This is a genomic window from Limnobacter sp. G6BE5S (genome assembly GCF_058448965.1).
The window spans coordinates 483,693-508,000 of record NZ_JBZFLM010000001.1 but is presented as its reverse complement, the minus strand read 5'-3'; the positions used below and the strand labels follow the sequence as shown (position 1 = coordinate 508,000).

Genomic DNA, 24,308 nt, shown 5'->3' with positions numbered 1-24,308 from the left:
GCACATCCTCAAGAGGTTAGGGATTTTTCAAACTTGGCGTAAAAGAACCCGTCGGGAGACGCATCAAAGCCTTGATCGGGATTGGCCGGTGCAACTGGCAACACCCAACCGGGCGCAGTTTGCGCCAAGGCATCGGAATGATTATCTAGAAATGCTTTTGCCAACAGGGGCCCCTCTTCAGGAAAGATGGAACAGGTCACCAGCAAAAGTGTACCGCCCGGCTTTAGGGTAGACCACAAGGCATTCAGTATTTTGTGTTGAATCTGCGACAACTTGGCAAGATCGTCCGGTCTTCGCAACCACGGAATATCGGGGTGCCTGCGCACCACGCCTGAACCCGTACAAGGTACATCGGCCAAAATACCGTCGAAAGGGACTCCGTCCCACCAGGTATCCAGCAATTCTGCCTGCGCCACTTTCAGGCGCAAATCCCATTGACCATTCAGGGTGGGTGCGATGCGGCGAATATTGTCTTCCACCTTGCCCAAGCGCTGCGGGCTGGAATCGATTGCCACCAGCTCGATGTCGGCCAGTTCAAGTAGGTGACCGGTTTTTCCGCCCGGGGCTGCGCAAGCATCGAGAATGCGCTGACCCTTTTGAGGGTTTAGCAGTTGCGAAGCCAGTTGCGCTGCACTGTCTTGCACTGAGACCTGCCCCAAATCAAAACCGGGAAGGGCAGACACGGGCACTGGTTTGGCCAACAACACAGCCTGCTCACCGAGAACGCTGGCTTCAGTGCCTGCGGCATTCAATTGCTCGGCATAAGCGGCAGCCGAGCTGCTGCGCGTATTCACACGCACCACCAAAGGCGGATGGCTTTGCGCCTGCGCCAACAGGGTTTCCCAGTGTTGCGGGTGGCTGGTTTTCAGCTTATCTACCCACCAAACTGGCAAGTTGTGCTGCGCCAGCGGATCTTCCATGGCCTTGTTTCGCCAAGTGTTTGAATCGCGCAAAAAATTGCGCAAACAGGCATTGGCCAGACCTTTGGCACGCGCAAACTGCTCGCTACCGGTGCAGGCGTAAACCATTTGATCGACCACCGTGTGCGCTGGGTACTTGGGATTTTTGTTATCCCACAGCAAACCAAAACCCAGGGCCATCAATTCATTCAAGGGCTCGGGACTCAACAAGGATTTGCCACTGATCAGTCGCGTAAGCACTTGCCCACGGCCCAAATTTCGCATGCCAAAATAAGCCAGGTCTTGAATGGCACCCACAGCTTGCGGGGTTTTAACGCCCTTGGTTTCTGCGGCCAGGGCCTGATCAAGCGAGCGCCCCTCCCGCAATACACGCGTCATGACTGCGGCCGCCTTTAACAGGGCAAATGCCAAGCTGGCCTCAGTCAGCTTGGGCGGCGTGCTGTGAACCGGCTTCAACGCGGGCCGCCAGTGCGAGCCATTTCCATCAAGCGGGCAATGCGTTCTTCAGTAGGTGGGTGGGTTGAAAACAAGCCAGCAATGCCTTGGCCTGAAAGTGGGTTCATGATCATCATTTGAGCGGTTTCCGGATGCGCTTCAGTGGTACGGAACGGAATGCCTTTGGCATAACGTTGAATTTTGTCCAGCGCGCTGGCCAAGGCAGCCGGGTCGCCGGAAATCTCGGCTCCCCCACGGTCTGCCTCGTATTCACGGGCGCGAGAAATTGACATTTGAATCAGCGACGCAGCCAGGGGCGCCAGAATGGCCAAGGCAATGCTGGCAATCGGATTCATGCGTTGGCCGCTGTCGTCGCGGCCACCAAAAAACAGGGCAAAGTTGGCCAGGGCTGAAATGGCACCCGCCATGGTCGCAGAAATCGTGGAAATCAGAATGTCGCGGTGCTTCACATGGGCCAGCTCATGGGCCATGACACCACGCAGTTCTCGTGCAGACAACACCTGCAAAATACCGGTTGTTGCGGCCACAGCAGCATTTTCAGGGTTGCGCCCGGTTGCAAATGCATTGGGTGCACTGTCGTTGATCAAATAAACACGGGGCATGGGCATGTCGGCGCGCTGGGCAAGTTCAGCCACCATGTTGTAAAACTCGGGGGCATTGCTTGCATCCACTTCTTTGGCTTTGTACATGCGCAAAACCATTTTGTCGGAAAACCAATATGCACCAAAGTTCATGACCAAGGCAAAACCCAATGCCAGCAACATGCCGCCACGGCCACCCACCATGCCACCCAGCACCACGAAAAGGGCGGTGATTGCCGCCATCAACATGAAGGTTTTCATCCAATTGAACATGATTTTATTCATCCCGGCTGATCAACAGCCTATTGATTCGACTACTTAAAAATAAGGCTTTTTCGCGCAATTTCAAGATTGGCCACTGCCACACCTGCCCTAATTGGAGCGGTGTTCGCCCAATTGGTTTCCAGCTTGTAATCCCAAGGCCTGTGCCACCTGCTGGGCAGGCTGGCGCTTGCTGCCTGCTTTTTGAAGCGTGCGAATGCGCAACACGCCCTGCCCACACTGAACTTCCAGGCCATTGGAATCAACGGACAAGACTTCACCCGGTTTACCCATCAAGCCAGCCAAGGCCACGGTTTCAGGGTCAAAACATTTCAAGGGTTCGCCGCGCCATGTGGTGTTGGCACCCGGAAAAGGATCGAAGGCACGCAGTGTACGCTGAAGTTCTACCGCGCTGCGGGCCCAGTTGATCACGCCCTCGGCTTTTGTGATCTTCTCGGCATAAGTAACCCCCACGGCCGGTTGCGGCACCAAGGGCAGTGTTTCTGCCTGAAGGGAGTCCAGTGCCTCGACCAACAGGTCGCCACCAAGTACAGCCAATTTATCGTGCAGGGTGCTGGTGGTGTCGTTTTGCTCGATGGGCAAGGCACGCCACAGGCGTACCGGCCCTGTGTCGAGCCCGGCCTCCATTTGCATGATGCAAACGCCGGTTTCTGTGTCGCCCGCGTCAATACAACGCTGTATGGGCGCGGCACCGCGCCAGCGCGGCAACAGGCTGCCATGAATATTCAGACAACCCAGCCTGGGTGCATCCAGCACGGTTTGCGGCAAAATCAACCCGTAGGCCGCCACAATCAACACATCCAAAGGCTGGCCATGCACTGCGGTTTTTAGCGCATGCAACGCTTGCTCCGCTTCCTCGCCTTTTTTCAAGCTAAGGGGTTGCAACACGGGCATGCCGTGTTCCTGTGCCAGTTGTTTAACGGGGGACGCTTGCAGTTTCATGCCGCGGCCAGCAGGTCGATCAGGCTGGGTTAGCACAAGGTGCACTTTATAGCCGGCAGCAATAAGCTTCGCCAGGGCAACCCGGGCGAACTCGGGTGTGCCAGCGAAACCCACATTCAGGGTTCGATTCATGGGGAGTTGGTTGATCAAGCGGTTTGAAGCTTGTCTTGCTTCTTCATCTTGGTTTTGATGCGGGTTTGTTTCAGCTGCGACAGGTATTCCACAAACACCTTGCCATTCAGGTGGTCAATTTCATGCTGAATACAAACCGCGAGCAGTTCGTCGCAATCGATTTCAAACCATTCGCCCTTCACGTTTTGGGCGCGCACCTTCACAGTGTCGGGGCGCTCAACCTTCTCGTAAATGCCCGGCACAGACAAACAACCTTCTTCGTACACCTTGCATTCCTTGCTGGCGCTGGTGATTTCCGGGTTGATGAACACGGTCAAGCCCGATTTGTCGTCGGTCACATCAATCACGATGATTCGTTTGTGCACGTTCACCTGCGTCGCGGCCAAGCCTACGCCTGGGGCGTCGTACATGGTTTCTGCCATGTCTTTGGTCAGCTTGACAAGCGCGTCATCAAACTGGGTGACAGGGGTGGCAACCGTTTTCAGGCGCGGATCCGGATAACGCAAAATTGGGAGTAAAGCCATGCTTTCAAAAAACCTTCACAGTCAACACTAAAAGGATATACCTTCTGTGGCAAAAATAGTTCGCAAATTCCATCACTTGTTGCATGGTCTGTTGCATGGGTGAGCTGCTCGTGGCCATGAACCTGGCCTACAACACCACCATCAAAGCACGCGCCCGCTACGAATTAGCCCAACAGGGCCCAAGCCACAGTTTACCCGTGCCGTGCGAGGCGGTTCGGCTTTGGCATGCATTGGCCTGCACTTGGTTGCTGCAAAGCAACAAACGTTTCTGGGTCGGTATTCACTGCCACGATTATCCGCAAAGCCTGCTCGCACTCAAAGACCCGCCGCTTGTGCTGTTCGGCGAAGGTCGGCGGGAACTGCTCAGCGCCCGTGGGGTTGCCATTGTGGGCAGCAGAAATGCCACCCGCACGGGATTGGGCCATGCGCATGGCTTTGGCAAGGCATTTGCAAAAGCGCACTGGGTGGTGGTGAGCGGCCTGGCCGAGGGTATTGACGGCGCCGCGCACACGGGCGCACTGGAAGCAACAGGCGCCACAATTGCCGTACTGGGGTGCGGACCCGACGAGGTGTACCCCCCGCACCACGCGGGTTTAAAACAGCAAATCGTTGCGCAAGGCGGCCTGGTGCTTTCAGAGTACCCACCGGGAACTGCACCGCAGGCAGGTTTCTTTCCCCGCCGAAACCGGATTATCGCTGGCCTTGCCGATGGCTTGCTTGTGGTCGAAGCGGCGATGCGTTCCGGTTCGCTGATCACGGCCCGGGTGGCCAGTGAGCTGGGCCGTACCGTGGGCGCCATTCCGGGCTCGATTCACAGCAGTCAAAGCAAAGGCTGCCATGACATGATCAAAAAAGGTGCCATGCTGATAGAAACCGCCCAGGAGTTACTGGATGAAGTACAAGCCAGCCTGCCAGTGTTCAAAATTACCGCCATGTTGCAAGAAGATGACAACGATTGCCACACTACAATGAACTGCAGCATGGACACTGACATGGAACTGGACGAGGAACTCAGCCGCGTGCTTCAGTGCCTTGGCCACGAACCGGCACATTCAGACACGCTGGCCCAACAATTGGGTTTGGACACCGAAACAACTTTGGCGGCACTGACCGAACTGGAGCTGTTGGGTCTTGTATTGGGTGAGAGCGGCAACCGTTGGGTGCGCTCAAATGGTGTATTTTAAAAAAGGCTGTTGCAACACCTGAATTGAAGATTCTAGAGAAAGCCTTGATTTGTTGGAGGACTGACACTTACACTTCGGCGCACAAGGCCTTGAAATTACACACACCGACGAGTTGGACCAATTGAGTAGCGAAAACCAAAAAAAACTGATCATCGCGGAAAAACCCTCTGTGGCCGCAGACATTGCGCGCTCGCTGGGTGGGTTTACCAAACACGACGATTACTTCGAAAGTGACGAGTACGTGCTTTCCTCGGCCGTGGGTCATTTGGTGGAAATCAAGGCACCTGACGAATTTGAAGTGAAACGCGGCAAATGGAGTTTTGCCAATTTGCCGGTGCTGCCCACACACTTTGATCTGAACCCGATCGCGAAAACAGAATCGCGCCTGAAGGTGCTGAACAAACTGATTAAACGCAAAGACGTTGTTGGCCTGATCAACGCGTGTGACGCGGGGCGAGAAGGCGAATTGATTTTCCGCCTGATTGCGCAATATGCCAAGAGCAGCAAGCCTGTTGAACGCCTGTGGCTGCAATCCATGACGCCCGCGGCCATTCGACAAGCCTTTTCAAGCTTGCGCAGCGACGCCGACATGATGCCGCTGGCCGACGCTGCACGTTGCCGCTCGGAAGCCGACTGGCTGGTGGGCATCAATGGCACGCGCGCCATGACTGCATTTAACAGCAAGGAAGGTGGTTTTTACCTGACCACAGTGGGCCGTGTGCAAACCCCCACCCTGACCATTGTTGTAGAACGCGAAGAAAAAATTCGCAAGTTTGTGCCACGCACTTACTTTGAAATTCGGGCCAGTTTTGGCGCGCAGGCCGGTGCCTATGAAGGCAAGTGGTTTGACCGCGACTTTAAAAAAGCAGAAGACCCTGAACAGCGCGCCGACCGCCTTTGGGATGAAGCAAAGGCGAAAGCCATTGTGGCGGCTTGTGATGGCAAGCCCGGTACGGTTGTAGAAGAAAGCAAGCCCACCACGCAAATTGCACCGCAGCTGTTCGATTTGACCAGCCTGCAGCGCGAGGCCAACAGCCGCTTCGGTTTTTCAGCAAAAAATACCTTGGGGCTGGCCCAGGCCTTGTATGAGAAGCACAAGGTACTGACCTACCCGCGTACCGATTCAAAGGCATTGCCCGAAGATTACATCGGCACGGTCAACCAAACCCTGAAAAGCTTTGTGGGTTTGGACCACGGCCACATCGCCGGCGCTTATGGTCAGTTCTGCGAACAAATTCTGAAAAATAACTGGGTGAAGCCCAACAAGCGTGTATTCGACAACAGCAAGATTTCAGATCACTTTGCGATTATTCCAACCCTGCAAGTGCCGAAAAACCTGAGTGAGCCTGAAGCCAAGTTGTACGATTTGGTGGTGAAGCGTTTCCTGGCAGTGTTTTTCCCGCCAGCGGAATTCAATGTCACCACGCGCATTACCACCGTGGAAACGCATCCCTTCAAAACGGAAGGCAAGGTGCTGGTGAAGCCAGGTTGGCTGGCCATTTATGGCCGTGCTGCCGCTGCGGCTGGAGATGACAGCCTGGTGGCTGTTGATGCCGGTGAAAAAGTCAGCACTGACGAAATTGATGTACACACACTGAGCACCAAGCCACCCGCACGCTACAGCGAAGCCACGTTGCTTTCCGCCATGGAAGGCGCGGGCAAACTGGTAGACGACGATGAGCTGCGCGACGCCATGGGTACCAAAGGTTTGGGCACACCCGCCACCCGTGCAGCGACCATTGAAGGTTTGATCAACGAAAAATACCTGGTGCGAGAAGAACGCGCACTGGTGCCCACCGCCAAGGCATTCCAGTTGCTCACGCTGCTGCGCGGCCTGGATGTTGAAGAACTGACCATGCCAGAATTGACCGGGGAATGGGAGTACAAGCTTTCCCTGATGGAAAAGGGCGAGTTGTCGCGCGAGCAGTTCATGCAGGAAATCGCAAAGATTACGCAGAACATTGTGGATCGCGCGAAGAACTACACCGAAGAAACGATTCCAGGCGACTACGCCACACTGGTTACGCCTTGCCCGAATTGCGGCAGCGTGGTGAAAGAAAACTACCGCCGCTTTGCCTGCACAAAATGCGAATTCTCGATTTCGAAAGTACCGGGTGGACGCCAGTTTGAAGTGGCAGAAGTAGAAAAGCTGTTGCAAGACCGCGAGCTGCCGATGCTCGACGGCTTCCGTAGCAAAATGGGCCGCCCCTTTGCCGCCGTGCTGAAGCTCAATGACGAACACAAGCTTGAGTTCGATTTCGGACAGGCCAAAGACGACGACAACGGCGAGCCGGTTGATTTTTCCGGTGAAACGCGGCTGGGTCCTTGCCCCAAATGCGCCTCGAATGTGTACGAGCAAGCCACCAGCTATGTGTGCGAGAAATCGGTTGGGCCAAACAAAAGCTGCGACTTCCGTTCAGGCAAAGTCATTTTGCAGCAGCCCATTGACCGTGAACAAATGGAAAAACTGCTGCTCGACGGCAAAACGGATTTGTTGACCCGCTTTGTGTCATCAAAAACACGCCGTGCATTCAAGGCATTTTTGGTGAAAAAACCCGACGGTGCAATCGGTTTTGAATTTGAAGCGAAAGCCGAGAAAAAACCTGGTGCAACCAAAGGCAAAGCGGCAGCCAAACCTGCGGCAAAAGCCAAGCCCAAGGCCACCAAAGAAACGTCTTGAGTTTGATTAGAATTACGCCTTCGCAGCGCGGGGCGTAATTTTTCCCAACAGTTTCGACTCAAGCGGCTGACCCATGCAGTGACCAGCCACAATCGCCCCACCCAAAGCCGCCCACAACAAACCTCGCGATCCGAATCCTGTGCTCATGTACACGCCCGGCATGTGCGGTACTGGGCCAATGGCGGGCAGGCGGTCGTGCCAAACTGATCGCACTGCGCAACGGTGATCGAGCAAGTCGCCAAGTGGCAACTCAGGAAATGCAGCTTTGAACCGGGCAATGTTCAACTCGTCGGCCTCTGCTGTGGGGTTCATGTGCAGCACAGGCCGCTCATAGGTGGCCCCTAGCACCAACCAATCGTCGGCTGCGGGGGCAATGGCATAACTTTCACCCGACAACACCACGCCCGGTTTTGCAGCGCACCGCAGTTTGCTGATTTGCCCTTTTACGGTGTTCGCTCTGGCACCAGGGATTGGTGCCAGTTCAAGTGCATTTTCAGCCACACACACCACCACCGCTGAGTGCTGCGCTTGCAAAGACCTGATGTCAGTTACCGTAGTGTTGTAATGCGTGTGAAGCAATTCGCCACACGCCTGCAAGTTGGCCTCTACCCAACGTGCGGGTTTCACCCAGCCGCCCTGCGGAAAAAACAGACCACCCAAGGCAGTGGGTAACAATTCATCGGGCTGCACCCAACGCACCAGGGTGTGTGGAAAATTCAACAACTGAAGCGTTTCTCGTGCACGGTCAGCCTCTTCAGGTGGCACGGTTTGTAAATGCCCAGGGGTGTCCCAATCTGTGCCTTTTTCAAGCAAATCTTGCGCGGTCAAATCCTTGAGCGCTTGCAAGGTGTGATCAAACCCCAAACGAGTCAATTGCGACAAAGGTGAGTCGCCACGAGTAATGTGCGGATGAAACGCCCCCACCCAGTTGCCAGAAGCCCCCGCCGCCGGGCCGTTGGCCAAATCATATAGGTGCACCTGCACGCCCTGTTTACACAGCGCTAGCGCCACGCTGCTGCCAGCAATGCCCGCACCAATTACTGCAACCGTGGAGGGCGGTTGGGGCGCATCAAACAAGGCTTGGGAAGCTGTTTCCGAGGAAGACATGGGGTTGTGTTGCAACAAGACAGACGCCGCATTGTAACCCACGACCCTGCTGGTCATTATTTTTTGCACATGATAATATGAGCGATCAATCATATTTAGTCAGGTACGCGATGTTTACTGTCAATTGGGAGGCCTTTACACCGTATCCAGCCTTGTTTGGCGGGCTGCTGATCGGCCTGTCTGCGGTCATGCTGATTTTGCTAACAGGTCGGGTGGCCGGTATCAGTGGCATCGTGGGGGGGCTGTTGACACCACAACGTGGTGAAACGCTGTGGCGACTTACCTTTGTGTTGGGCATGGCGGCTGCGCCGTGGCTATACCAGACCGTGGTGGGAGACTTTGAATTTGAAAGCCCCCGGGGCACTGTGGCCTTGATTCTTGCAGGCTTGTTAGTGGGTTATGGCACGCGGTTGGGGTCAGGCTGTACAAGCGGGCACGGGGTTTGTGGACTGTCACGTTTGTCGCCACGTTCACTGGCAGCCACCGGCTTGTTCATGGCCACCGGCTTTGTCGTTGCTTCTGTTGTTATGCATGCCATTTAAGGGAATCGATGCGATGAACAGCACGCACATACGTTTTGCATTGATCAGCGGCCTGGCCGGTTTGGTTTTCGGTTGGGGCCTCATCATTTCAGGCATGGCCAACCCCGCCAAGGTCATTGGTTTTCTGGATCTTGCCAGGCCTTGGGATCCCTCGCTGATGTTTGTGATGGGGGGTGCAATTGCCTTGGGTTTGCCCGGGTTTTTACTGGCCAAGCGCTTGAAGAAAAGCCTGATGGGTTTGCCCATGAATTTACCCAACAACACGCAAATCGACAAAAAACTGTTGATCGGGGCGGTGCTGTTTGGCGCAGGTTGGGGCATAGGTGGCTTTTGCCCTGGCCCTGCAGTGGTGGCTGCAGCCAGCCTGACCACCGATGGTTTGATTTTTATCGCCGCCATGCTGGCGGGCATGTTTGCGTTTTCAGTGCGTGATCAGTAATTGACTGGCCAACACCTGGCGCAATTTTGAAACGTCCACGGGTTTGGTCAAAAAGGCATTCATGCCCGCGTCGATGCAGACCTGTTCATTTTCCTGAAGTGCCCCGGCGGTCAAAGCCACAATCGGTAATCGGCTCGCCGGGCCGGGCAATTGTCGAATGGCAATTGCAGCATCAATCCCGTTCATCACGGGCATGTGAATATCCATCAACACCAAATCAATTGACGAGTCACCAACAACCGCCTCTATGGCCATTTGTCCATTGTCCACCAGCACCATCTCGGCCTGCATTTTCGAGAGCAAGGCTTTGACCACGTGCTGATTCAGTTTGTTGTCCTCAACCACCAGAATTTTATAGCCCTTGAGAGAGAAAGCTTCTTGATTCAATGTAACAGCAGCGCTACCTGCATTGGCATGAACCGCTTGAACGCGAAGCGTAAACCCAAACACACTGCCTGCCTGCGGAACAGAGGCCACAAACAGTTCACCACCCATTAACTCGGTTAACCGTTTACAAATGGCCAAGCCCAAACCACTGCCACCGAATCGGCGGGTGGCCGTGTTGTCCGCTTGTTCAAATGGACGAGTAAGGCGTTCGAAATCGTTGACATCAAAACCGATTCCTTCATCGTGCACTTCAGTGCGAATCACAGCTTCTTGAGTATCCAGTCGGTCGGCCTTCACTTTCACTCGAACTGTACCGTTGTCAGAAAACTTGATCGCATTATTCAACAAGTTGGACAACACTTGAACATAACGAGCCGGGTCGCCTTTCACCAGCACAGGCGTCATCGCATCAATGTCCAACTCGAGACTCAAACCTTTGTGTTGAACTTTTGCGGTAAACAGGCGCAGGGTTTTGCGAACTCTCTCATGCAAATCAAATTCAGTGTTCTCAATCCTGATGGAGCCCGCTTCAATCTGCGAGAAACTGAGCACATCTTCGACCATGCCCAGCAATTGTTCCGAGGCCTCCTGAACCTGTTTCACATACACTGTAGATTGCGGGTCTTTCACCTGCTCGGCAAGCAGTGAATTGAACCCAAGAATCGCATTGAGCGGGGTTCGAATCTCGTGGCTCATGTTGGCGAGAAACTGACTTTTCGCCTTGCTTGCATTTTGGCGCCTGCGTTGTTGCACCAAGGCATAAATGGTGAAAAACAGCAGTACGCCGATGATGCCACCCGCGAACAGAATCAGCTTGGGCAATGAATTGTGGACATCCCGATCAAAGTCGGGGGTACTTTCAAAACGCGCTGTCCAGGTTCTGCCTGACAGCGTTATCGGTACAGTGGCTGAATGAGTATGGTCTAATTGGGAGTCCGATCGAGGCGCAAATCCGGTTTTCGACTCGTAAATCAGCGATTCTTGCCCCATCTTCTCGGTGTCGTACAGCCGAAAGTCCAAGGGTATTTTCTCGTTGCCCAATACGTTTTGCATTAAGTCAGCTGCAAAGAAGGGGCTATACACAAACCCCCGAATCGCTTGTCGACGCGCATCGGTCGAGCTCAAATCCGCACCCTTCTTGTACACAGGCAAATAGATCAGAAAACCCGCGGACGAGCTACGCCCATCGCCCTGCTTTAACTGCACCAGCCCCGACACAGAGGGTTGGCCGGTATCCATGGCGCGCTGCATGGCCTCGCGGCGCACAGGTTCAGAAAACATGTCATAGCCAAATGCACGCTGATTACGCGCCTCAAATGGCTCAATCAACGTAATTGGAAAATACACTTCTCGATCGCCTGCAGGGCTAACCGAATAGGCGGGATATCCCTCAGCACGAATTTGACGCTGATGTTGCTCAAGCATGTCAGGATTTACCCGTTCGGCAAAAGCGAATCCCTGCACGCCCGGTAGCTCATTTTGCAAATCGAGCGATGAAACATACGCGTGCCAATGCGCTCGATTGACACTGGCGTGAGCATCAAAAAAAGCGACCCCGCCGCGCAAAATTTGTTGATACTGGTTAATTCGGTTCTGAATGCGCTCTTGGGCGTCGCGAACTTCGAAAGAAAAGCGATCGTTGGCACGTTTCTCGATCGCCTGGCTAGCTAACAACCCGCCAAGCGCTGTGATGACAATTGACAGCGCAAACACCAACCAGGCCGTGACCTCGTTGTGAAACAGATCCGCAAAGTTCTTTTTGTTGGTTTCGGTGTGCAGACCGCGTTGATTTGACATATTTGCTTACAGTTCAGCGACTGGCGATGATGACACATGCCACACTGCATGCGGTTTTAGTATGCACGCAAACTTAGACGGCAGTGATCAAAAATTGACCAATTTCCATGCATCCAACACATGAAGGGTCACGCCATCGCGTTCTGCAAACATCTTTAACAATTCAAGGGATCTTGGGAAGTCATCCAGCAATTTTGGCATCGGTTTCAAGCTGGCCAATTGCCCATGATTGATCAAGGGTTGCGTGAAATCATCCCAGTGAATGAGGTAAACCTGTTTGGCCCCGGTGTTCACAACCATTTCTTGCCAGTAATCCGAAATGTAGGCGTCGCTTGATTTGCCCAAACCTCCTGTCCCCAAAAAAACATGCTTCACGTTCACACCCTTGTTCTGCCCTGGGACAAAACCGGCGCTGGGCTGAATCAGCGCGAATGGTGCGGGACCAAGGTCGGGATGCGACACGACAAATGAATAGCTGATTCCTTCTTTGAACTGCAAGGCATGGGCGGGTAAAAACACCGGCTTTGCATTGAACCCGCCTGTGAAACCTGTGGGTGCGTGAGCTGATTCAATCAGCTGAACTTCAAATTCACCCAGCTTGACACGTCCGTTGCCGGGCATCACGTCCATTTGTGTGGCAGGCAAATCTTGACCCTTTGCAATTTGCCAGGTGGATTCTGAACCCACAACACGCGCGCCGTACTGCTTGGCCAGCCATGGGGCGTCCATGGAATGGTCGTAATGCGAGTGCGCCACCACAATACCAGTCAAGGTACTGGGCATATTCAGGCGTTTGAACATTTCCGAGGCCACCGCGCTGACCTGGGTTTCATCGACCTTCAGGCGGGTAAAAATAACCTCGCTCAAGGGTTGACGTGAAAAAAAGCCATCCACCAACCAAGTGCTTCTTCCGTCGGTCCAAGCCATGGACGAGGTCCCTAAAAACAAAGCACGTATGTTTGCCGCAGGCGTAGATTCCAATGAAGCCGACATTGGAACTGCTGGGTGGGATCGCAACAGAAAAACCAAAGCGCCTACACCCAGAAAGACAAGTGCACACAAAACATACAGAGCTGGACGCAATACGCGCATGGAATACCCCGAAAAAAAAGCCACCCGAGTTGGGTGGCTTTTTGATTGTATTGAAGAAAACAGCTTACTTGGTAACCAAGGCAGCCAAATGGGCTTCTTCAACGGACATGGCTACTTTGCCTGCATGGCCGTCCAGAATCTGGGCGCTCTTGCGTGTGTCAAAGTACTTGTCGTAGTGGAAAATGTAATCTTTGTCAGCCAATGGCAGGTGGCAACCACGGCAAGTGGCGTAGTCCACTTTGGCTGGCTGACCGTTCGCTTCGAAGGCCGCATATACCCAGTCACCTGTCTTCATGCCTTCTGGTGCAGTGCTGCCCCAGTTGTTGCCCTTGTACATCACGAACACTTTTTCCAGGCCGGCCTTGGTCATTTTGTCGCCAGTTTTGGTGGCCTTGTAAATTTCCATGACGCTGACTGTGCCATTGGCAAAAGTCTCGCCTTTCTTGGCCGCTGCGCCGGTGGGGTTAATGTAAATGTCGCGAACGTGGCCTGTGGGCTTCTCGATTCCAGCAAGGAATACAGGCCAGGATTTGTAATCGGTGGGCTGAGCCAGTTCACCGTCTTTCGGGGCTGGGCCAAACATGCCGCCAGCGGCACAACCCGCCAAAACCACAGCTGCAGAAGCAGCAAGCATTAATTTCTTCATTGTTTCCCCTTTTTTTGTTTGCGCAACAGTTGTTACCTGCTCAAACATAGCGCCAACGCTTGATCTACGCAACAGTTGCGTCAATCCGTAGATAGATGCAAGGGTTTACCCTACACCCCCCCCCATTTGAACCAACGAATTTTAGTAGAGCCTATTCCTGCTGCTTATCAACGAATTGCATTGAGAATCAAATCCTTAACCTAGTTACATCCCCCTTGTGGTGGAAAAACTTAACCAACAACTGATTGAGACCCAAGCTCAATCGCATGGAGCACAGCAAATGAACCGATTCCAGTCTTTCGCAAAGGCCAGCTTGGCCACCCTGATCTTGACGACCGGCAGCGCGGTGTTTGCAGGTACTGCAAACGACGTATTGCCCGAAATTAAAGCAATTGCAGCAAAGCCCGAGGTCATTGCCGCTGTAAAAGCCCAAAACGGAAAAGGGTTGACGCTGGACGCCATCAAGGCGATGGACAGCAAATGGATTTCCGCAGCAGGCGGTTTGCCCGAAGGCAAAGCCATGATGGAGAGCCCGGTGTCCAAAGCACTGCTGGCTGCTGAAAAAGCCAAACCATATTTCACTGAAACAATTTTGACAGACAACCAAGGCGCCAACGTGGCCATTAGCGCCATGACCTCGGACTACTGGCAAGGCGATGAGCCCAAGTTTGTGAAGGCCTGGGCCGACGGCAAAGGCGACGATTACATTGCCCGCGCCAAGAAAGATGAAAGCTCTGGCACTGTGGTCTCGCAAGTTTCTGTTCCTGTGATGGATGGCGGCAAAGCCATTGGCACGTTAACCATTGGCGTGAATGTTCAAGCCCTTCCATGAGCAATCAATTATGTCTTCCACCTTTATGAACAAGATCATCAATACCAGCCTGAATGTTCGGCTGGGTATTGTCATGGCCATACCCATTGCGGCCTTGCTGGCGTTGAGTGTGTTTGCTGTTTATGAAATCCACATGCTGAACCGGTTCAATCAGGAAAACACCGAGAAACAGGTCGCCTTGCTCACACAAGTGTCCAACCTGGGTAGCAAATCGGCCCTGTTGGCCCGCGAGGCCAGAAACGTGATTCTTGCCGATGAACAGGCGCGATTCGATCTGGCAAAATCCCGCATGCTGACGCTGGATGCTGAAATCGGTCTACTGGGCCAAAGCATGCTGGCCAGTGCACCTGCAGGCGAAACGCGCGGGCTGATCGAAACCATCAACACGGACAACTCAGCCTTGCACACGGTGTACCAAAAGGTGATTGAACAATCCGAGTTGGGTGAAGTACAGGCCGCAACCCTGATGCTGCTTGGCGAAGGCGATCCCCTTGAGCAGCAAATTGACAACGCCATGAATGCGCTGAACTCCAGTGTGAAAAGCACCATGGCGGCAGCGGTTGCCCAAGGCGACGCTGTCTTTCAACGCGCACTGGTCACAATTGGCATTGTCTGCGTGGCCATTGTTTTGTTGTGCGGCATTACCGTGGGTTTGGTGGCATCGTCGCTGCGCAAACAAATTGGTGGCGAACCCGCCAAAGCACTGAATGTAGTGGCCACCATGGCACAGGGCAACCTGATCCAATCGGTACCCAATTGCGAGAAAGGCTCGCTCATGGATGGCATGCAACAGTTGCAAGTGCGCTTGCGGGAGATCATCAACCAAGTATCTCAGGCTTGCGGCACTTTTAAAACTGCGTCAAGCGAACTCGTCAACGTGGCGTCGGGCCTGTCGGGTTCTGCAGAAAAACAGGCGGACAGTTCAAACGCCACGGCCGTGAGCGTGGAGCAAATGAGCGCAAGCGCCAAGTCCATATCTGACTACGCACACAAAACCGAAGTTCAGGCCAAACTGTCGGCCGATACCGCGAAGAACGGCATGGCCCTGATGCAGTCACTGCAAGGCAAGATGAATGACATGGCGGGTCAAATGCAAACCACCACTCAGGAAATTGCAGGACTGGTAGAGCGGTCGGATCGCATCAACGGCATTGTGTCGGTGATACAGGGTATCGCCCAACAGACCAATTTGCTGGCATTGAACGCCGCCATTGAAGCCGCTCGCGCGGGTGAACAGGGCCGGGGTTTTGCCGTGGTGGCCGATGAAGTGCGTACATTGGCACAAAATACTGCCACTGCCACCGACGAAATTCGCACCCTGATTGGCGAAATTTGTACTTACTCCGAACGATCAAACAAATCGGTTGAACAGGTGGGCGAGCACATGAGCGAGAACATGCAGTACGCCGACAAATTGATGGGCGGCCTGCAAGAAATCGTTCAGCACTTTGAGCAATCAGTTGGATATGCGCAAGCCGTGGCCAACTCCACCAAGGAGCAAGAGGCTGCAAGCATGGATATCTCAGAACGGGTCAGTGATATCTCGGCATTGTCAGAGCAATTGAAAAACGCAAGTATTCAGCTTGAGGGCCAATCCCGACAAGTCGAAAGCATGTCGGATGACCTTCAACGCGCAGTGTCTTACTTCAAAACCTGAGGCAGATTTCAGTGTGACCACACATGTGACAAATGCGTGACCGGTCACACTGAGTAACACCTCGGAAACCAAAATTCAGTTCGGCGGGTATTACAGATTGATGTTGTTCAATCTGGATATTCCACCATGTCGTTCTCACCTGCTGTACTTCCCGGCATTCGCCGACGCAATCTGCTTAAAACTTTCCTGTATGGGGCCAGTGCCAGCGCCCTGCCTTGGGTGGCAGGCTGTGGCGGTTCAGACAGCCCAACTGGCAGCAGCGCCGCCGGACGAGTGGGTGCATCAGAAACAAACCGATTTGGCGGAACCGCACTCAGCAACAATCAGTTTCGCTTTCGCAATATTGGCCCACTGGGCGAGCCAGACGCCAATGGGGTGCGTACCGCAGCGGGTTTCTCGACTCGTGTAGTCGCCATCAGCAACATGCCGCCTGCGCCTGGTGCAACGCCCTGGCATATTTTCAACGATGGTGGTGGCGTGGTGCCCCGCGAAGATGGGGGCTGGATCTACTGCTCGAACAGTGAAATTCCCGGCTTCGGCACCCTTGGTTTTACAGTGCCCGAACTGGCCCCGATTGGTAACACGCTAGAGACTTTCAGCCCAGGTCTTGGTGGTGCGAGTGCATTGGTATTCGCCCCGGACGGCACCATTGAAGACAGCTATCGCATTTTGGGCAACACCACATTCAACTGCGCTGGCGTAATAACACCCTGGAAGACCTGGCTGAGCTGCGAAGAAATTCCAACCGGTCTGGTGTGGGAATGCGATCCATTTGGCATTCAAGCCGCACGCCCTTTACCCGCTTTGGGCATGTTCAGCCACGAGGCAGTGGCGATCGACAGCGAACGCCGCGTGTTCTACATGACAGAGGACATGCCCGATGGCCGCTTTTACCGCTGGGTTCCTACTGCCGGCGACTGGCCCGAAGGTGCGGAGCGCGCCAATATGAATCAAGGCTTGCTGCAAATACTGAAAGTAGAGGACGACCTGAACAATGCCATGAATGGCCCAGTGCGTTACAACTGGGTGAACGCTGTTAACCCCAATGCGCCCCAAACAGAAAACCGTTTGCCCGAGACTGCCGTGTTCGATGGTGGGGAAGGCGTTTGGTATCAAAATGATCGCGTGTTTTTCGCGACCAAAGGCGATGAACGCCTGTGGATGTTGAACACCACCAACCAGACCATTGAAGTGATTTACGACCTGACAACCGCGAAAGCTCCCAACAACATTCTCTCCGGCGTGGACAACATCACCCTGACGCCCTTCGGGGAAATATTGGTGGCCGAAGACGGCGGCGACATGCAGGTTGTGGTGGTGTACCCCGACGGCACCTTGGTGCCTTTGCTCCAGATTGTGGGTCAAGACCAATCCGAAATTGCAGGCATTGCATTCAGCCCGGATGGAAAGCGCATGTACTTCACCAGCGACAGGGGTGGTCCGAACCTGCAGGGTGGCTATGGCCTTGGTTTGGGAATGCTCTATGAATTGATGATCCCCGATAACTTGCCAAACGCACAATCCAGATAATCAAAAAGGAAAAGAAACCATGTCAGGTCCACGCCGCAAACGAAGCCGCATACAAAAGCGCCCGGGCATTACACGTCGCTCATTTTTGAAAGGCCTTGGTTTGGGCACAGCAGGGGTTACTGGTATTGGTCTGCTTCCAGCTTGCACCAGCGACAACAACACTGCCCTCACCGACAATCGCACCACACCCAGCGAGGGGCCCCCTTCGCAAAACGTTCAGTTTTTGCACAGCGTGGCCAGTGGTGACCCCGCGTTTGACAGCGTGGTGTTGTGGACTCGCGTTACGCCTGACAATGCACCCGAGAACACGAACCGCACCGTGGCAGGCCGCGTCGATGTGTTCAAGGATGAAGCGCTCACCCTGTTTGTAAAATCCGTAAACTTTCAAACCTCTGCCGCCAAAGATTTCACCGTGAAGCTGATTTGCGATGGCCTGGAACAGGATACGGTTTACTTCTACCAATTCCGCAGCAATGGCAAAACCAGCCCGGTGGGCCGCACGCGCACCACACCGGCAGCCGGCAACAAACGGCCATTGAATTTTGGTGTGGTCAGCTGCTCCAGCCTGGCCCATGGTTTTTTCAATGCCTATGCCAAGCTCGCTGAGCGAGACGACATCGACGCCATTATTCACCTGGGCGACTACATTTACGAATACGGCACCGGCCAGTACGGCAATGTGCGGGAGTACGAACCCGCCACGGAAATTGTGACGCTTTCTGATTACCGCACCCGCCATGCCCAGTACAAGCGCGATGAAGATTTGCAAAAACTTCATGAGCGATTCCCGTTCATCACAATTTGGGACGATCACGAATCCACCAACAACTCCTACCGCGACGGCGCAGAAAATCACACAGAAGGTGCTGAAGGGGTTTGGGAGGAACGCAAAGGCTTCGCTCAGCGTGCCTACGACGAGTGGATGCCCATTCGCCTTCCCGAAGCGGGTAACCAGTCCAAGATTTTCCGCCGCGTTCAGTTTGGCGACATGGTCGATTTGTTCTTGCTGGACACCCGTTTGTTTGACCGCGACATTGAAGCCGCCACCCCGGTGAACCCCACCGACGGCGTGGCCAGCCAGCCCGACCGCACGATGATCGGCGAGGAGCAATACAACTTCCTGATCAACGGCATGCGCGGCTCGCAGGCCCAATGGAAACTGATTGGCAACCAGGTGGTGTTTCACCAGTGGATCATCAAACCTGGTTTGAACAATCCCGCACCCGCGCAACTTGGCGAATTGCTGGCGCCTTCGGGCCTGAATGGCGACGCTTGGGACGGCTACAGCGCCGAGCGCCAGCGCATTATCAACGCACTGCGCGGTGATGATGGTGGTGAACCCATCGACAATGTGGTGATACTGACGGGCGATGTTCACAGTGCATGGGTGGCCGACATCACCGACAACCCCAACCAGCCCGTTGACGCTGTGGGTGGTTACAATCCACTGACCGGGCAGGGCAGCGTGGCCACCGAATTTGTCGTGAGCTCAGTCACTTCGCCAGGTCTGGACGTACCCAATCAGGTTATTGAATCCATTCGCCTGACCAGCCCGCACATCAAACATGTGAATGTAACCGAGCGCGGCTACAGTGTCTTGCGGGTGGCGGCGGACAAAACCACCTGCGAATATTGGGCAGTCGACACGATTCTTGAGCGGGGCGGTTCAGAACAACTGTCCGCCACATTCGACGTTGCTACGGGCGCGAACCGCATTACTCAGCAGGGCGTATTCCCAGTGGACGAAGTCATTGGGCTGTTGGGTGTTTAAACGTTTCTAAGGTAAGATCCGGGCTGTTTCTTAGACCAACACCTGCGCCCGGATCCCCAAAGTGCCCCTGTCAAAAATCCTCCCAGCCCCACTCATTGGCGTACTCACTGTTGCCCTGATGACCCTTTGCATTACCTTCTGGTTCATCGTGATGTTCCCGTTCATCCTGTTGCGCCTGGTGCCGGGGTACAAAATTCAGCGTGTGGCCTCCAACTGCTGCGTGCAAATCGCAACCTGGTGGGTGGGTTCAGACAAACTGCTGTACAAGTTGCTGCACGGTCAACAAGGGCAAGTGGAGATACACGGCGAGTTCAAACCCCACAGCAGTTACCTGGTGGTCAGCAATCACACCGCCTGGGCCGACATTGTGGTGCTGTTTGATGTGCTACATGGCCATGCGCCATTTGGCCGCTTCTTCCTGAAAAAAGAATTGATCTGGGTGCCCATTGTGGGCGTGGTGTGCTGGGCCATGGACTTCCCCTTCATGAAGCGCCACAGTCGCGCTGCCATTGCCCGAAACCCGGTACTGGCCAGTCAGGATCTGGAAACCACCCGCAAAGCCTGTGAGGTGTACAAAGAAAGCCCGGTCACGGTAATCAACTTTCTCGAAGGCACGCGGTTTACCCCAGCTAAAAAAGCCAAAACAAAATCACCCTACACCCACCTGCTGGGCCCAAAGTACGGTGGCTTGTCTGCTTCATTGAATGCCATGGGCGAACAGTTCGAAAGTATGGTCAATGTGACCATCGCTTATGGTCCAAGCACTGGCAACATCACCTGGAGCTGGCTGTGCGGCAAACAGCCCAACATGCAAGTACACATCGAAATCTTGCCCATTCCAACGGACATGATTGCCGGAGATTTTCGCAATGACCTGAACTTCAAAGGTCGCTTCAAAACCTGGATTGGCGACATTTGGACCCTGAAAGACCAACGCCTGGCTGAAATAAGAAAGAAAGCCGGGCACTAACCTGTAGCCCCACTTGACAGGTTTGTTAAACTATTCGAGTTGTAGCGTATTCAAGTGATTCCCCCAATGCATTTCCGCTGGTTCAAACACATGCTGCTCGCGCTGGCCGTACTTGCCGCGCAATGGGCCGGGCTTGCCCACAGCATTGAGCACCGGGACACGCTTCAAACCGAGTCGCGACTTGGCCATGCCCATGCACACGAACATGCTGGCACCAGCGATTTGCTGCATTCTTGCCTGTTATTCGACGGGCTCACCACGGCACAAGCTGCGGTTTCCAATCCGCCAACTGGCTGTGCCTTGCCCTTGCTGGCCCAACTGGGTACCCAAAGCAGTGCTGTCCCAGCGCCACGCAACACCCTGTTTGCGCAACGCGTGCGTGTGCGCGACCCACCCCGTTTTTCCTGACGCAATCGCAATTCCCAATTAATTCACCGCCGCTTGGTACCTACCAAGGGGGTCGGTGACGTGCTGTATTTCAGGAAATAGACATGAACAAATCCAAATTTCAGCGCCACGCCGTGGCGTTGGCCAGCTTGCTTTTTATTGCGCAAACACAAGCCTTGGCGCAAGAGGCCCTACTTGAATCCGTGGTGGTGACCGGCACAGCCGAAGAACCCGATTCCATCAACAAACCGTTTTCCATCATCACCGCCGATGAGCTCAACGCCAGCGGCGCCAGCACCATTGGCGAGGCCTTGCGTTATCAACCCGGTGTATCCGCTACCGGATTTGGCCCCAACTCCAGCCGCCCCATTGTGCGCGGCCAGGATTCCGACCGCATTAAAATTCTTCGCAACTCGGCTGCCACGGTCGATGTATCGGCCCTCAGCTTCGACCACGCCTTGCCGGTCGACCCCTTCGCCTTGCATCAGATTGAAATTCTTCGCGGTCCCGCAGCACTGGCCTACGGCGGCAACGCAGTCGGTGGTGTTGTGAATTTGGTGGATCAACGCATTGCCCGTAAACCCGTTCAAGGCTTTCAAGGCGAAGTCAATTTGCTGGGTGGCGGTGCAGCCGACCAAACCGCAGGCGGCTTCAAGCTGGATGCCGGTTTGGGGCAGGGCGTCAGCATTCATCTGGATGGTTTCAAGCGCACCACCCGAGATCTCGAAACACCCACTTTCACCGATCCCGACGGTGTGACCGGAAACCGGGTACAAAACTCGTCCTCGAAATCGGATGGCGCAGCCATTGGCGCGTCGTTCCAAACAGGCAATGGCTACATTGGCGTGTCTGCCGAACGTTACAACAATGAATATGGCGTGCCCAAATCGCTTGATGTTCGCATTGGCATGGAAAGCGAACGCTATGCCCTGGAAGGCGAGCAAAACTTCAACAACGCGGCCTTCAAGCAAGTGAAATACCGCCTGGCCAAAACCGATTACCAGCACCGGGAATTTGAAGACGGCGCACCCGCCACCCTGTTCGTGAATGACGGCGTGGACGGTCGCGTTGAAGTGGCGCTGCAAGCCTTTTCCGTTGCGGGTTTCAACATCAACACCAGCACAGGGGTACAGTTTGAGCGCACCGATTTTTCAGCGATTGGCGACGAGGCGTTCGTGCCCAGCACCAGCACCGATCAAACGGGCTTGTTCACGATTTTCCGCGCCAGCCGCGGACAAGAAAACAGCGGGGTGTTCGAGTTTGGTCTGCGCGGCGATCAAGTTGACGTGAATGCGGCCAGCAGCGGCTTGTCGCCTCTGAATGGTCCTGTTGCGGGTGCCGGTGTTGACGCAGGTCCCGCAATCAACCGCTCGTTCACTCCCAGCTCGGTGTCTCTGGGCTACACAGCGCCGATCGGCAATGGCTGGTCATTGGGCGGTTCCGTGTCCCGGGTTGAACGTGCACCTTCCAGCTTTGAGTTGTACGCCGATGGCGTGCATGTGGCTACCGATGCCTACGAAAAAGGCAACCCGAATTTGCAGGAAGAACGGGGCCGCCACCTGGAGTTAAGCAGCACTTGGGCGCAAGGGGAATCAAAATTCAATGCCACTGCCTTTGCCAGCCGATACAGCAATTACATTGCACTGATTGGCCGCACTGGCGCCAATTCCCAATTTATTGAACCGGGCGAACCACCTGTTCAGGTTTTCGATTTCACCGCGGTACCTGCTGAATTTCAGGGGATCGAGCTGGGTTATCAAACTGCTTACGCCATGGGCGCAGGCAAACTGCAACCCAGCATTCAGTACGACTTGATTCGCGGCAAACGCACCGATGGTGCTGGCAACCTGCCACGCATCAGTCCACAACGCGTGGTGGCCAGTGCCGCATATTCGCAACAGGGGTGGACGATTACACCAGAACTGATTTGGGTCAGCGACAGCAAACCAGGGGCAGGTGATGTCGAAGTGGATGGTTATGAATTGCTGAACCTGCGAATCGGCAAGTCCTTCACTTGGGGGCAAACAGGTGGCGAGGTGTTCGCCAACCTGCAAAACCTGACCGATGAACTGGCATTTTCAGCCACAACACTGAACACAGTGCGCGGCTACACACCGCTGGCTGGGCGCTCCGCCTTGGTGGGGGTGAAACTGGCGTTCTAAAGCGGTTCGGTATTTAGTGTTTGTGATCACCACCGCCGCCATGGCTGTGGTGGTCACCCGCTGCATTCTGGCCAGCCACAACTTTCACCGGCATTTCAATTTTGCTGCCATCGGCCTTTTCAAATTGCAGGCTCAACTCAATTTCCTGACCTGCTTCCACAGGCGCAGTCAAAGCCATCAACATCACATGGTAGCCACCTGGTTTTAACTCCAAAGGCTCACCGGCCTTGATCTCGATACGTTCGGCCATGCGCATGCGCATGATGTCGCCGTCCATTTTCATTTCATGCACTTCAGCAATTTCAGCCGCAGGCGTGGCCACGCCCACCAAAGTCATGGGCTCCTGGCTGGTAATGGTCAAATAAGCGCCCGTGGCGTCTTGCTCGCCCACAGTGGGGCGTACCCAGGCATTTTGTACCGCGATACCATCCTGCACCTGTGCGGGTGCGCTCGCAGCCGCTTGCTCGGCAACAGCAGGGGTGTCATGAGAATGACCAGACTCTGCACCGTGATCATGGTGCTCGGAACAGGCCGCCAACATTGCCACGGCTGAAAATGCCGCCAATTGAATCACTCGTTTCACTTCAAACTCCCAAATACTTTTTTAAGCACCGCACTTCCGGCCGCAACAGGATTGGCCCGTATCGCCTTTTCTTCTTCGGCCACCATCAGGAACAACGCATCAAGCGCCTTGTTGGTGACATAACCTTCCAAATTCGCGTCTTCTGCATCCACCAAGCCAAAGCGGCTGCCTTTTTCGGCCAGCGTGTTGTATTGCTGCGCCAAACCCACTTGCGCAGTCTTGCCCTTCACAATGGGCAACAACTGGGTGTACAAGTCTGCCTGGGTTTTACTTCGGAAAAAATCGGTCACGGCCGTGTCTCCACCACTCAGCACCTGCTTGGCGTCTTCCACAGTCATGTTCTGAATTGTTTTTTTCAGCACCGCCTTGGCCTGCGGAACCGCTGCCTCGGCAGCGCGGTTCATGCTGACTTCCATTTGATCAAGCTGCGAGCCCATGCCCATCATATTCAACAGGCCCTTGCTGTTCTCCAGGTACTCCGGCAACTTGATTCGCACAGCCGGGTTGCCCAAAAAGCCATCGGTTTTGCCCAAACTGCCCACGGCAGCATCTGCACCTTTGCTCAAGGTGGTGCGCAAAGCCGTCACGGCTTCTTTGCTGGTAATACCGCTCAAATCAGCGGCCGCAGCAGCACCTGTAAAAACAAGAGCGAATGCCACCAGCACAGAACGGGTTAATCGGATCATCTTGGCCTCCCAGGCAGCT

At 54.5% G+C, this 24,308-nt stretch carries 21 protein-coding genes; 11 read left to right on the top strand and 10 right to left on the bottom strand.

Annotation, left to right across the window (positions count from 1 at the left end):
• Window positions 1-8: 8 nt before the first annotated feature.
• The 4 genes from rsmB to def form a co-directional block, all read right to left on the bottom strand.
• On the bottom strand, window positions 9-1,376 hold the full coding sequence (gene rsmB, locus ACVL1J_RS02455; RefSeq protein WP_341237016.1) for a 16S rRNA (cytosine(967)-C(5))-methyltransferase RsmB: 1,368 nt from the start codon (window positions 1,374-1,376) through the stop codon (window positions 9-11).
• A complete protein-coding gene (htpX, locus tag ACVL1J_RS02450) occupies window positions 1,373-2,230 on the bottom strand; it encodes a zinc metalloprotease HtpX (protein WP_159569297.1) in 858 nt (285 codons plus the stop codon). The genes rsmB and htpX overlap by 4 nt, the downstream gene beginning before the upstream one ends.
• A 99-nt stretch (window positions 2,231-2,329) precedes the next feature.
• Window positions 2,330-3,301, bottom strand: coding sequence for a methionyl-tRNA formyltransferase (gene fmt / locus ACVL1J_RS02445; RefSeq protein ID WP_341237051.1), 972 nt, complete (start codon window positions 3,299-3,301; stop codon window positions 2,330-2,332).
• A 26-nt stretch (window positions 3,302-3,327) separates the two neighbouring features.
• Complete coding sequence (gene def, locus ACVL1J_RS02440) at window positions 3,328-3,837, bottom strand: peptide deformylase (RefSeq protein WP_159569301.1); 510 nt, start codon at window positions 3,835-3,837, stop codon at window positions 3,328-3,330.
• Between the two features lie 95 nt (window positions 3,838-3,932).
• On the opposite strand from def, the gene dprA reads away from it, so the two are divergent.
• Complete coding sequence (dprA, locus tag ACVL1J_RS02435) at window positions 3,933-5,021, top strand: DNA-processing protein DprA (RefSeq protein WP_341237017.1); 1,089 nt, start codon at window positions 3,933-3,935, stop codon at window positions 5,019-5,021.
• A 121-nt stretch (window positions 5,022-5,142) separates the two neighbouring features.
• Entirely contained in the window at window positions 5,143-7,701 is a 2,559-nt protein-coding gene (locus tag ACVL1J_RS02430; protein ID WP_341237018.1) for a DNA topoisomerase III, read from the top strand.
• Window positions 7,702-7,713: 12 nt separating this feature from the next.
• On the opposite strand, the gene mnmC1 is transcribed toward ACVL1J_RS02430, so the two are convergent.
• Window positions 7,714-8,865 carry an FAD-dependent 5-carboxymethylaminomethyl-2-thiouridine(34) oxidoreductase MnmC1 gene (mnmC1, locus tag ACVL1J_RS02425; RefSeq protein WP_341237019.1) on the bottom strand — a complete coding sequence of 384 codons (1,152 nt, stop codon included), beginning with the start codon at window positions 8,863-8,865 and terminating at the stop codon, window positions 7,714-7,716.
• 53 nt (window positions 8,866-8,918) lie between these two features.
• On the opposite strand from mnmC1, the gene ACVL1J_RS02420 reads away from it, so the two are divergent.
• The gene (locus tag ACVL1J_RS02420) at window positions 8,919-9,350 is read left to right on the top strand and encodes a YeeE/YedE family protein (RefSeq protein WP_159569309.1); all 432 of its coding nucleotides are present in this window, start codon (window positions 8,919-8,921) and stop codon (window positions 9,348-9,350) included.
• Between the two features lie 13 nt (window positions 9,351-9,363).
• Window positions 9,364-9,789, top strand: coding sequence for a DUF6691 family protein (locus ACVL1J_RS02415; RefSeq protein ID WP_341237020.1), 426 nt, complete (start codon window positions 9,364-9,366; stop codon window positions 9,787-9,789).
• Here the strand turns inward: ACVL1J_RS02415 and ACVL1J_RS02410 are convergent.
• From ACVL1J_RS02410 to ACVL1J_RS02400, 3 genes are all read right to left on the bottom strand, one after another.
• Entirely contained in the window at window positions 9,772-11,973 is a 2,202-nt protein-coding gene (locus ACVL1J_RS02410; protein WP_341237021.1) for a CHASE domain-containing protein, read from the bottom strand. The genes ACVL1J_RS02415 and ACVL1J_RS02410 overlap by 18 nt on opposite strands.
• An 87-nt stretch (window positions 11,974-12,060) precedes the next feature.
• Window positions 12,061-12,966, bottom strand: a complete 906-nt coding sequence (locus tag ACVL1J_RS02405) for an MBL fold metallo-hydrolase (RefSeq protein ID WP_341237022.1) — start codon at window positions 12,964-12,966, stop codon at window positions 12,061-12,063.
• A gap of 163 nt (window positions 12,967-13,129) precedes the next feature.
• On the bottom strand, window positions 13,130-13,711 hold the full coding sequence (locus tag ACVL1J_RS02400; RefSeq protein ID WP_341237023.1) for a cytochrome P460 family protein: 582 nt from the start codon (window positions 13,709-13,711) through the stop codon (window positions 13,130-13,132).
• A gap of 280 nt (window positions 13,712-13,991) precedes the next feature.
• Between ACVL1J_RS02400 and ACVL1J_RS02395 the strand changes: the two genes are divergently transcribed.
• The 7 genes from ACVL1J_RS02395 to ACVL1J_RS02365 all read left to right on the top strand — a co-directional run bounded on the left by ACVL1J_RS02395 (window position 13,992) and on the right by ACVL1J_RS02365 (window position 23,020).
• Window positions 13,992-14,543, top strand: coding sequence for a hypothetical protein (locus tag ACVL1J_RS02395; RefSeq protein ID WP_341237024.1), 552 nt, complete (start codon window positions 13,992-13,994; stop codon window positions 14,541-14,543).
• Between the two features lie 25 nt (window positions 14,544-14,568).
• On the top strand, window positions 14,569-16,200 hold the full coding sequence (locus ACVL1J_RS02390; protein ID WP_491665084.1) for a methyl-accepting chemotaxis protein: 1,632 nt from the start codon (window positions 14,569-14,571) through the stop codon (window positions 16,198-16,200).
• 126 nt (window positions 16,201-16,326) lie between these two features.
• A complete protein-coding gene (locus ACVL1J_RS02385) occupies window positions 16,327-17,730 on the top strand; it encodes an alkaline phosphatase PhoX (protein ID WP_341237026.1) in 1,404 nt (467 codons plus the stop codon).
• 19 nt (window positions 17,731-17,749) lie between these two features.
• Window positions 17,750-19,501 carry an alkaline phosphatase D family protein gene (locus ACVL1J_RS02380; RefSeq protein ID WP_341237027.1) on the top strand — a complete coding sequence of 584 codons (1,752 nt, stop codon included), beginning with the start codon at window positions 17,750-17,752 and terminating at the stop codon, window positions 19,499-19,501.
• Between the two features lie 61 nt (window positions 19,502-19,562).
• On the top strand, window positions 19,563-20,471 hold the full coding sequence (yihG, locus tag ACVL1J_RS02375; RefSeq protein WP_341237028.1) for a 1-acylglycerol-3-phosphate O-acyltransferase, YihG family: 909 nt from the start codon (window positions 19,563-19,565) through the stop codon (window positions 20,469-20,471).
• A gap of 54 nt (window positions 20,472-20,525) precedes the next feature.
• On the top strand, window positions 20,526-20,879 hold the full coding sequence (locus ACVL1J_RS02370; RefSeq protein ID WP_491665083.1) for a hypothetical protein: 354 nt from the start codon (window positions 20,526-20,528) through the stop codon (window positions 20,877-20,879).
• A gap of 83 nt (window positions 20,880-20,962) precedes the next feature.
• Window positions 20,963-23,020: a TonB-dependent receptor gene (locus ACVL1J_RS02365; RefSeq protein ID WP_341237030.1), complete on the top strand. Its 2,058-nt coding sequence runs from the start codon at window positions 20,963-20,965 to the stop codon at window positions 23,018-23,020.
• Window positions 23,021-23,033: 13 nt separating this feature from the next.
• On the opposite strand, the gene ACVL1J_RS02360 is transcribed toward ACVL1J_RS02365, so the two are convergent.
• Complete coding sequence (locus tag ACVL1J_RS02360) at window positions 23,034-23,603, bottom strand: copper chaperone PCu(A)C (RefSeq protein WP_159569332.1); 570 nt, start codon at window positions 23,601-23,603, stop codon at window positions 23,034-23,036.
• Window positions 23,600-24,289 carry a DUF4197 domain-containing protein gene (locus ACVL1J_RS02355; RefSeq protein WP_159569334.1) on the bottom strand — a complete coding sequence of 230 codons (690 nt, stop codon included), beginning with the start codon at window positions 24,287-24,289 and terminating at the stop codon, window positions 23,600-23,602. The genes ACVL1J_RS02360 and ACVL1J_RS02355 overlap by 4 nt, the downstream gene beginning before the upstream one ends.
• Between the last annotated feature and the right edge of the window lie 19 nt (window positions 24,290-24,308).

What these genes read in the sequence shown, in the direction of transcription:
- htpX (WP_159569297.1), bottom strand. Translation starts at nt 2,230, where the DNA reads ATGTTCAATTGGATGAAAACCTTCATGTTGATGGCGGCAATCACCGCC.
- def (WP_159569301.1), bottom strand. Translation starts at nt 3,837, where the DNA reads ATGGCTTTACTCCCAATTTTGCGTTATCCGGATCCGCGCCTGAAAACG.
- dprA (WP_341237017.1), top strand. Translation starts at nt 3,933, where the DNA reads ATGGGTGAGCTGCTCGTGGCCATGAACCTGGCCTACAACACCACCATC.
- mnmC1 (WP_341237019.1), bottom strand. Translation starts at nt 8,865, where the DNA reads ATGACCAGCAGGGTCGTGGGTTACAATGCGGCGTCTGTCTTGTTGCAA.
- ACVL1J_RS02420 (WP_159569309.1), top strand. Translation starts at nt 8,919, where the DNA reads ATGTTTACTGTCAATTGGGAGGCCTTTACACCGTATCCAGCCTTGTTT.
- ACVL1J_RS02415 (WP_341237020.1), top strand. Translation starts at nt 9,364, where the DNA reads ATGAACAGCACGCACATACGTTTTGCATTGATCAGCGGCCTGGCCGGT.
- ACVL1J_RS02410 (WP_341237021.1), bottom strand. Translation starts at nt 11,973, where the DNA reads ATGTCAAATCAACGCGGTCTGCACACCGAAACCAACAAAAAGAACTTT.
- ACVL1J_RS02405 (WP_341237022.1), bottom strand. Translation starts at nt 12,966, where the DNA reads ATGTCGGCTTCATTGGAATCTACGCCTGCGGCAAACATACGTGCTTTG.
- ACVL1J_RS02400 (WP_341237023.1), bottom strand. Translation starts at nt 13,711, where the DNA reads ATGAAGAAATTAATGCTTGCTGCTTCTGCAGCTGTGGTTTTGGCGGGT.
- ACVL1J_RS02395 (WP_341237024.1), top strand. Translation starts at nt 13,992, where the DNA reads ATGAACCGATTCCAGTCTTTCGCAAAGGCCAGCTTGGCCACCCTGATC.
- ACVL1J_RS02390 (WP_491665084.1), top strand. Translation starts at nt 14,569, where the DNA reads ATGAACAAGATCATCAATACCAGCCTGAATGTTCGGCTGGGTATTGTC.
- ACVL1J_RS02385 (WP_341237026.1), top strand. Translation starts at nt 16,327, where the DNA reads ATGTCGTTCTCACCTGCTGTACTTCCCGGCATTCGCCGACGCAATCTG.
- ACVL1J_RS02380 (WP_341237027.1), top strand. Translation starts at nt 17,750, where the DNA reads ATGTCAGGTCCACGCCGCAAACGAAGCCGCATACAAAAGCGCCCGGGC.
- ACVL1J_RS02365 (WP_341237030.1), top strand. Translation starts at nt 20,963, where the DNA reads ATGAACAAATCCAAATTTCAGCGCCACGCCGTGGCGTTGGCCAGCTTG.
- ACVL1J_RS02355 (WP_159569334.1), bottom strand. Translation starts at nt 24,289, where the DNA reads ATGATCCGATTAACCCGTTCTGTGCTGGTGGCATTCGCTCTTGTTTTT.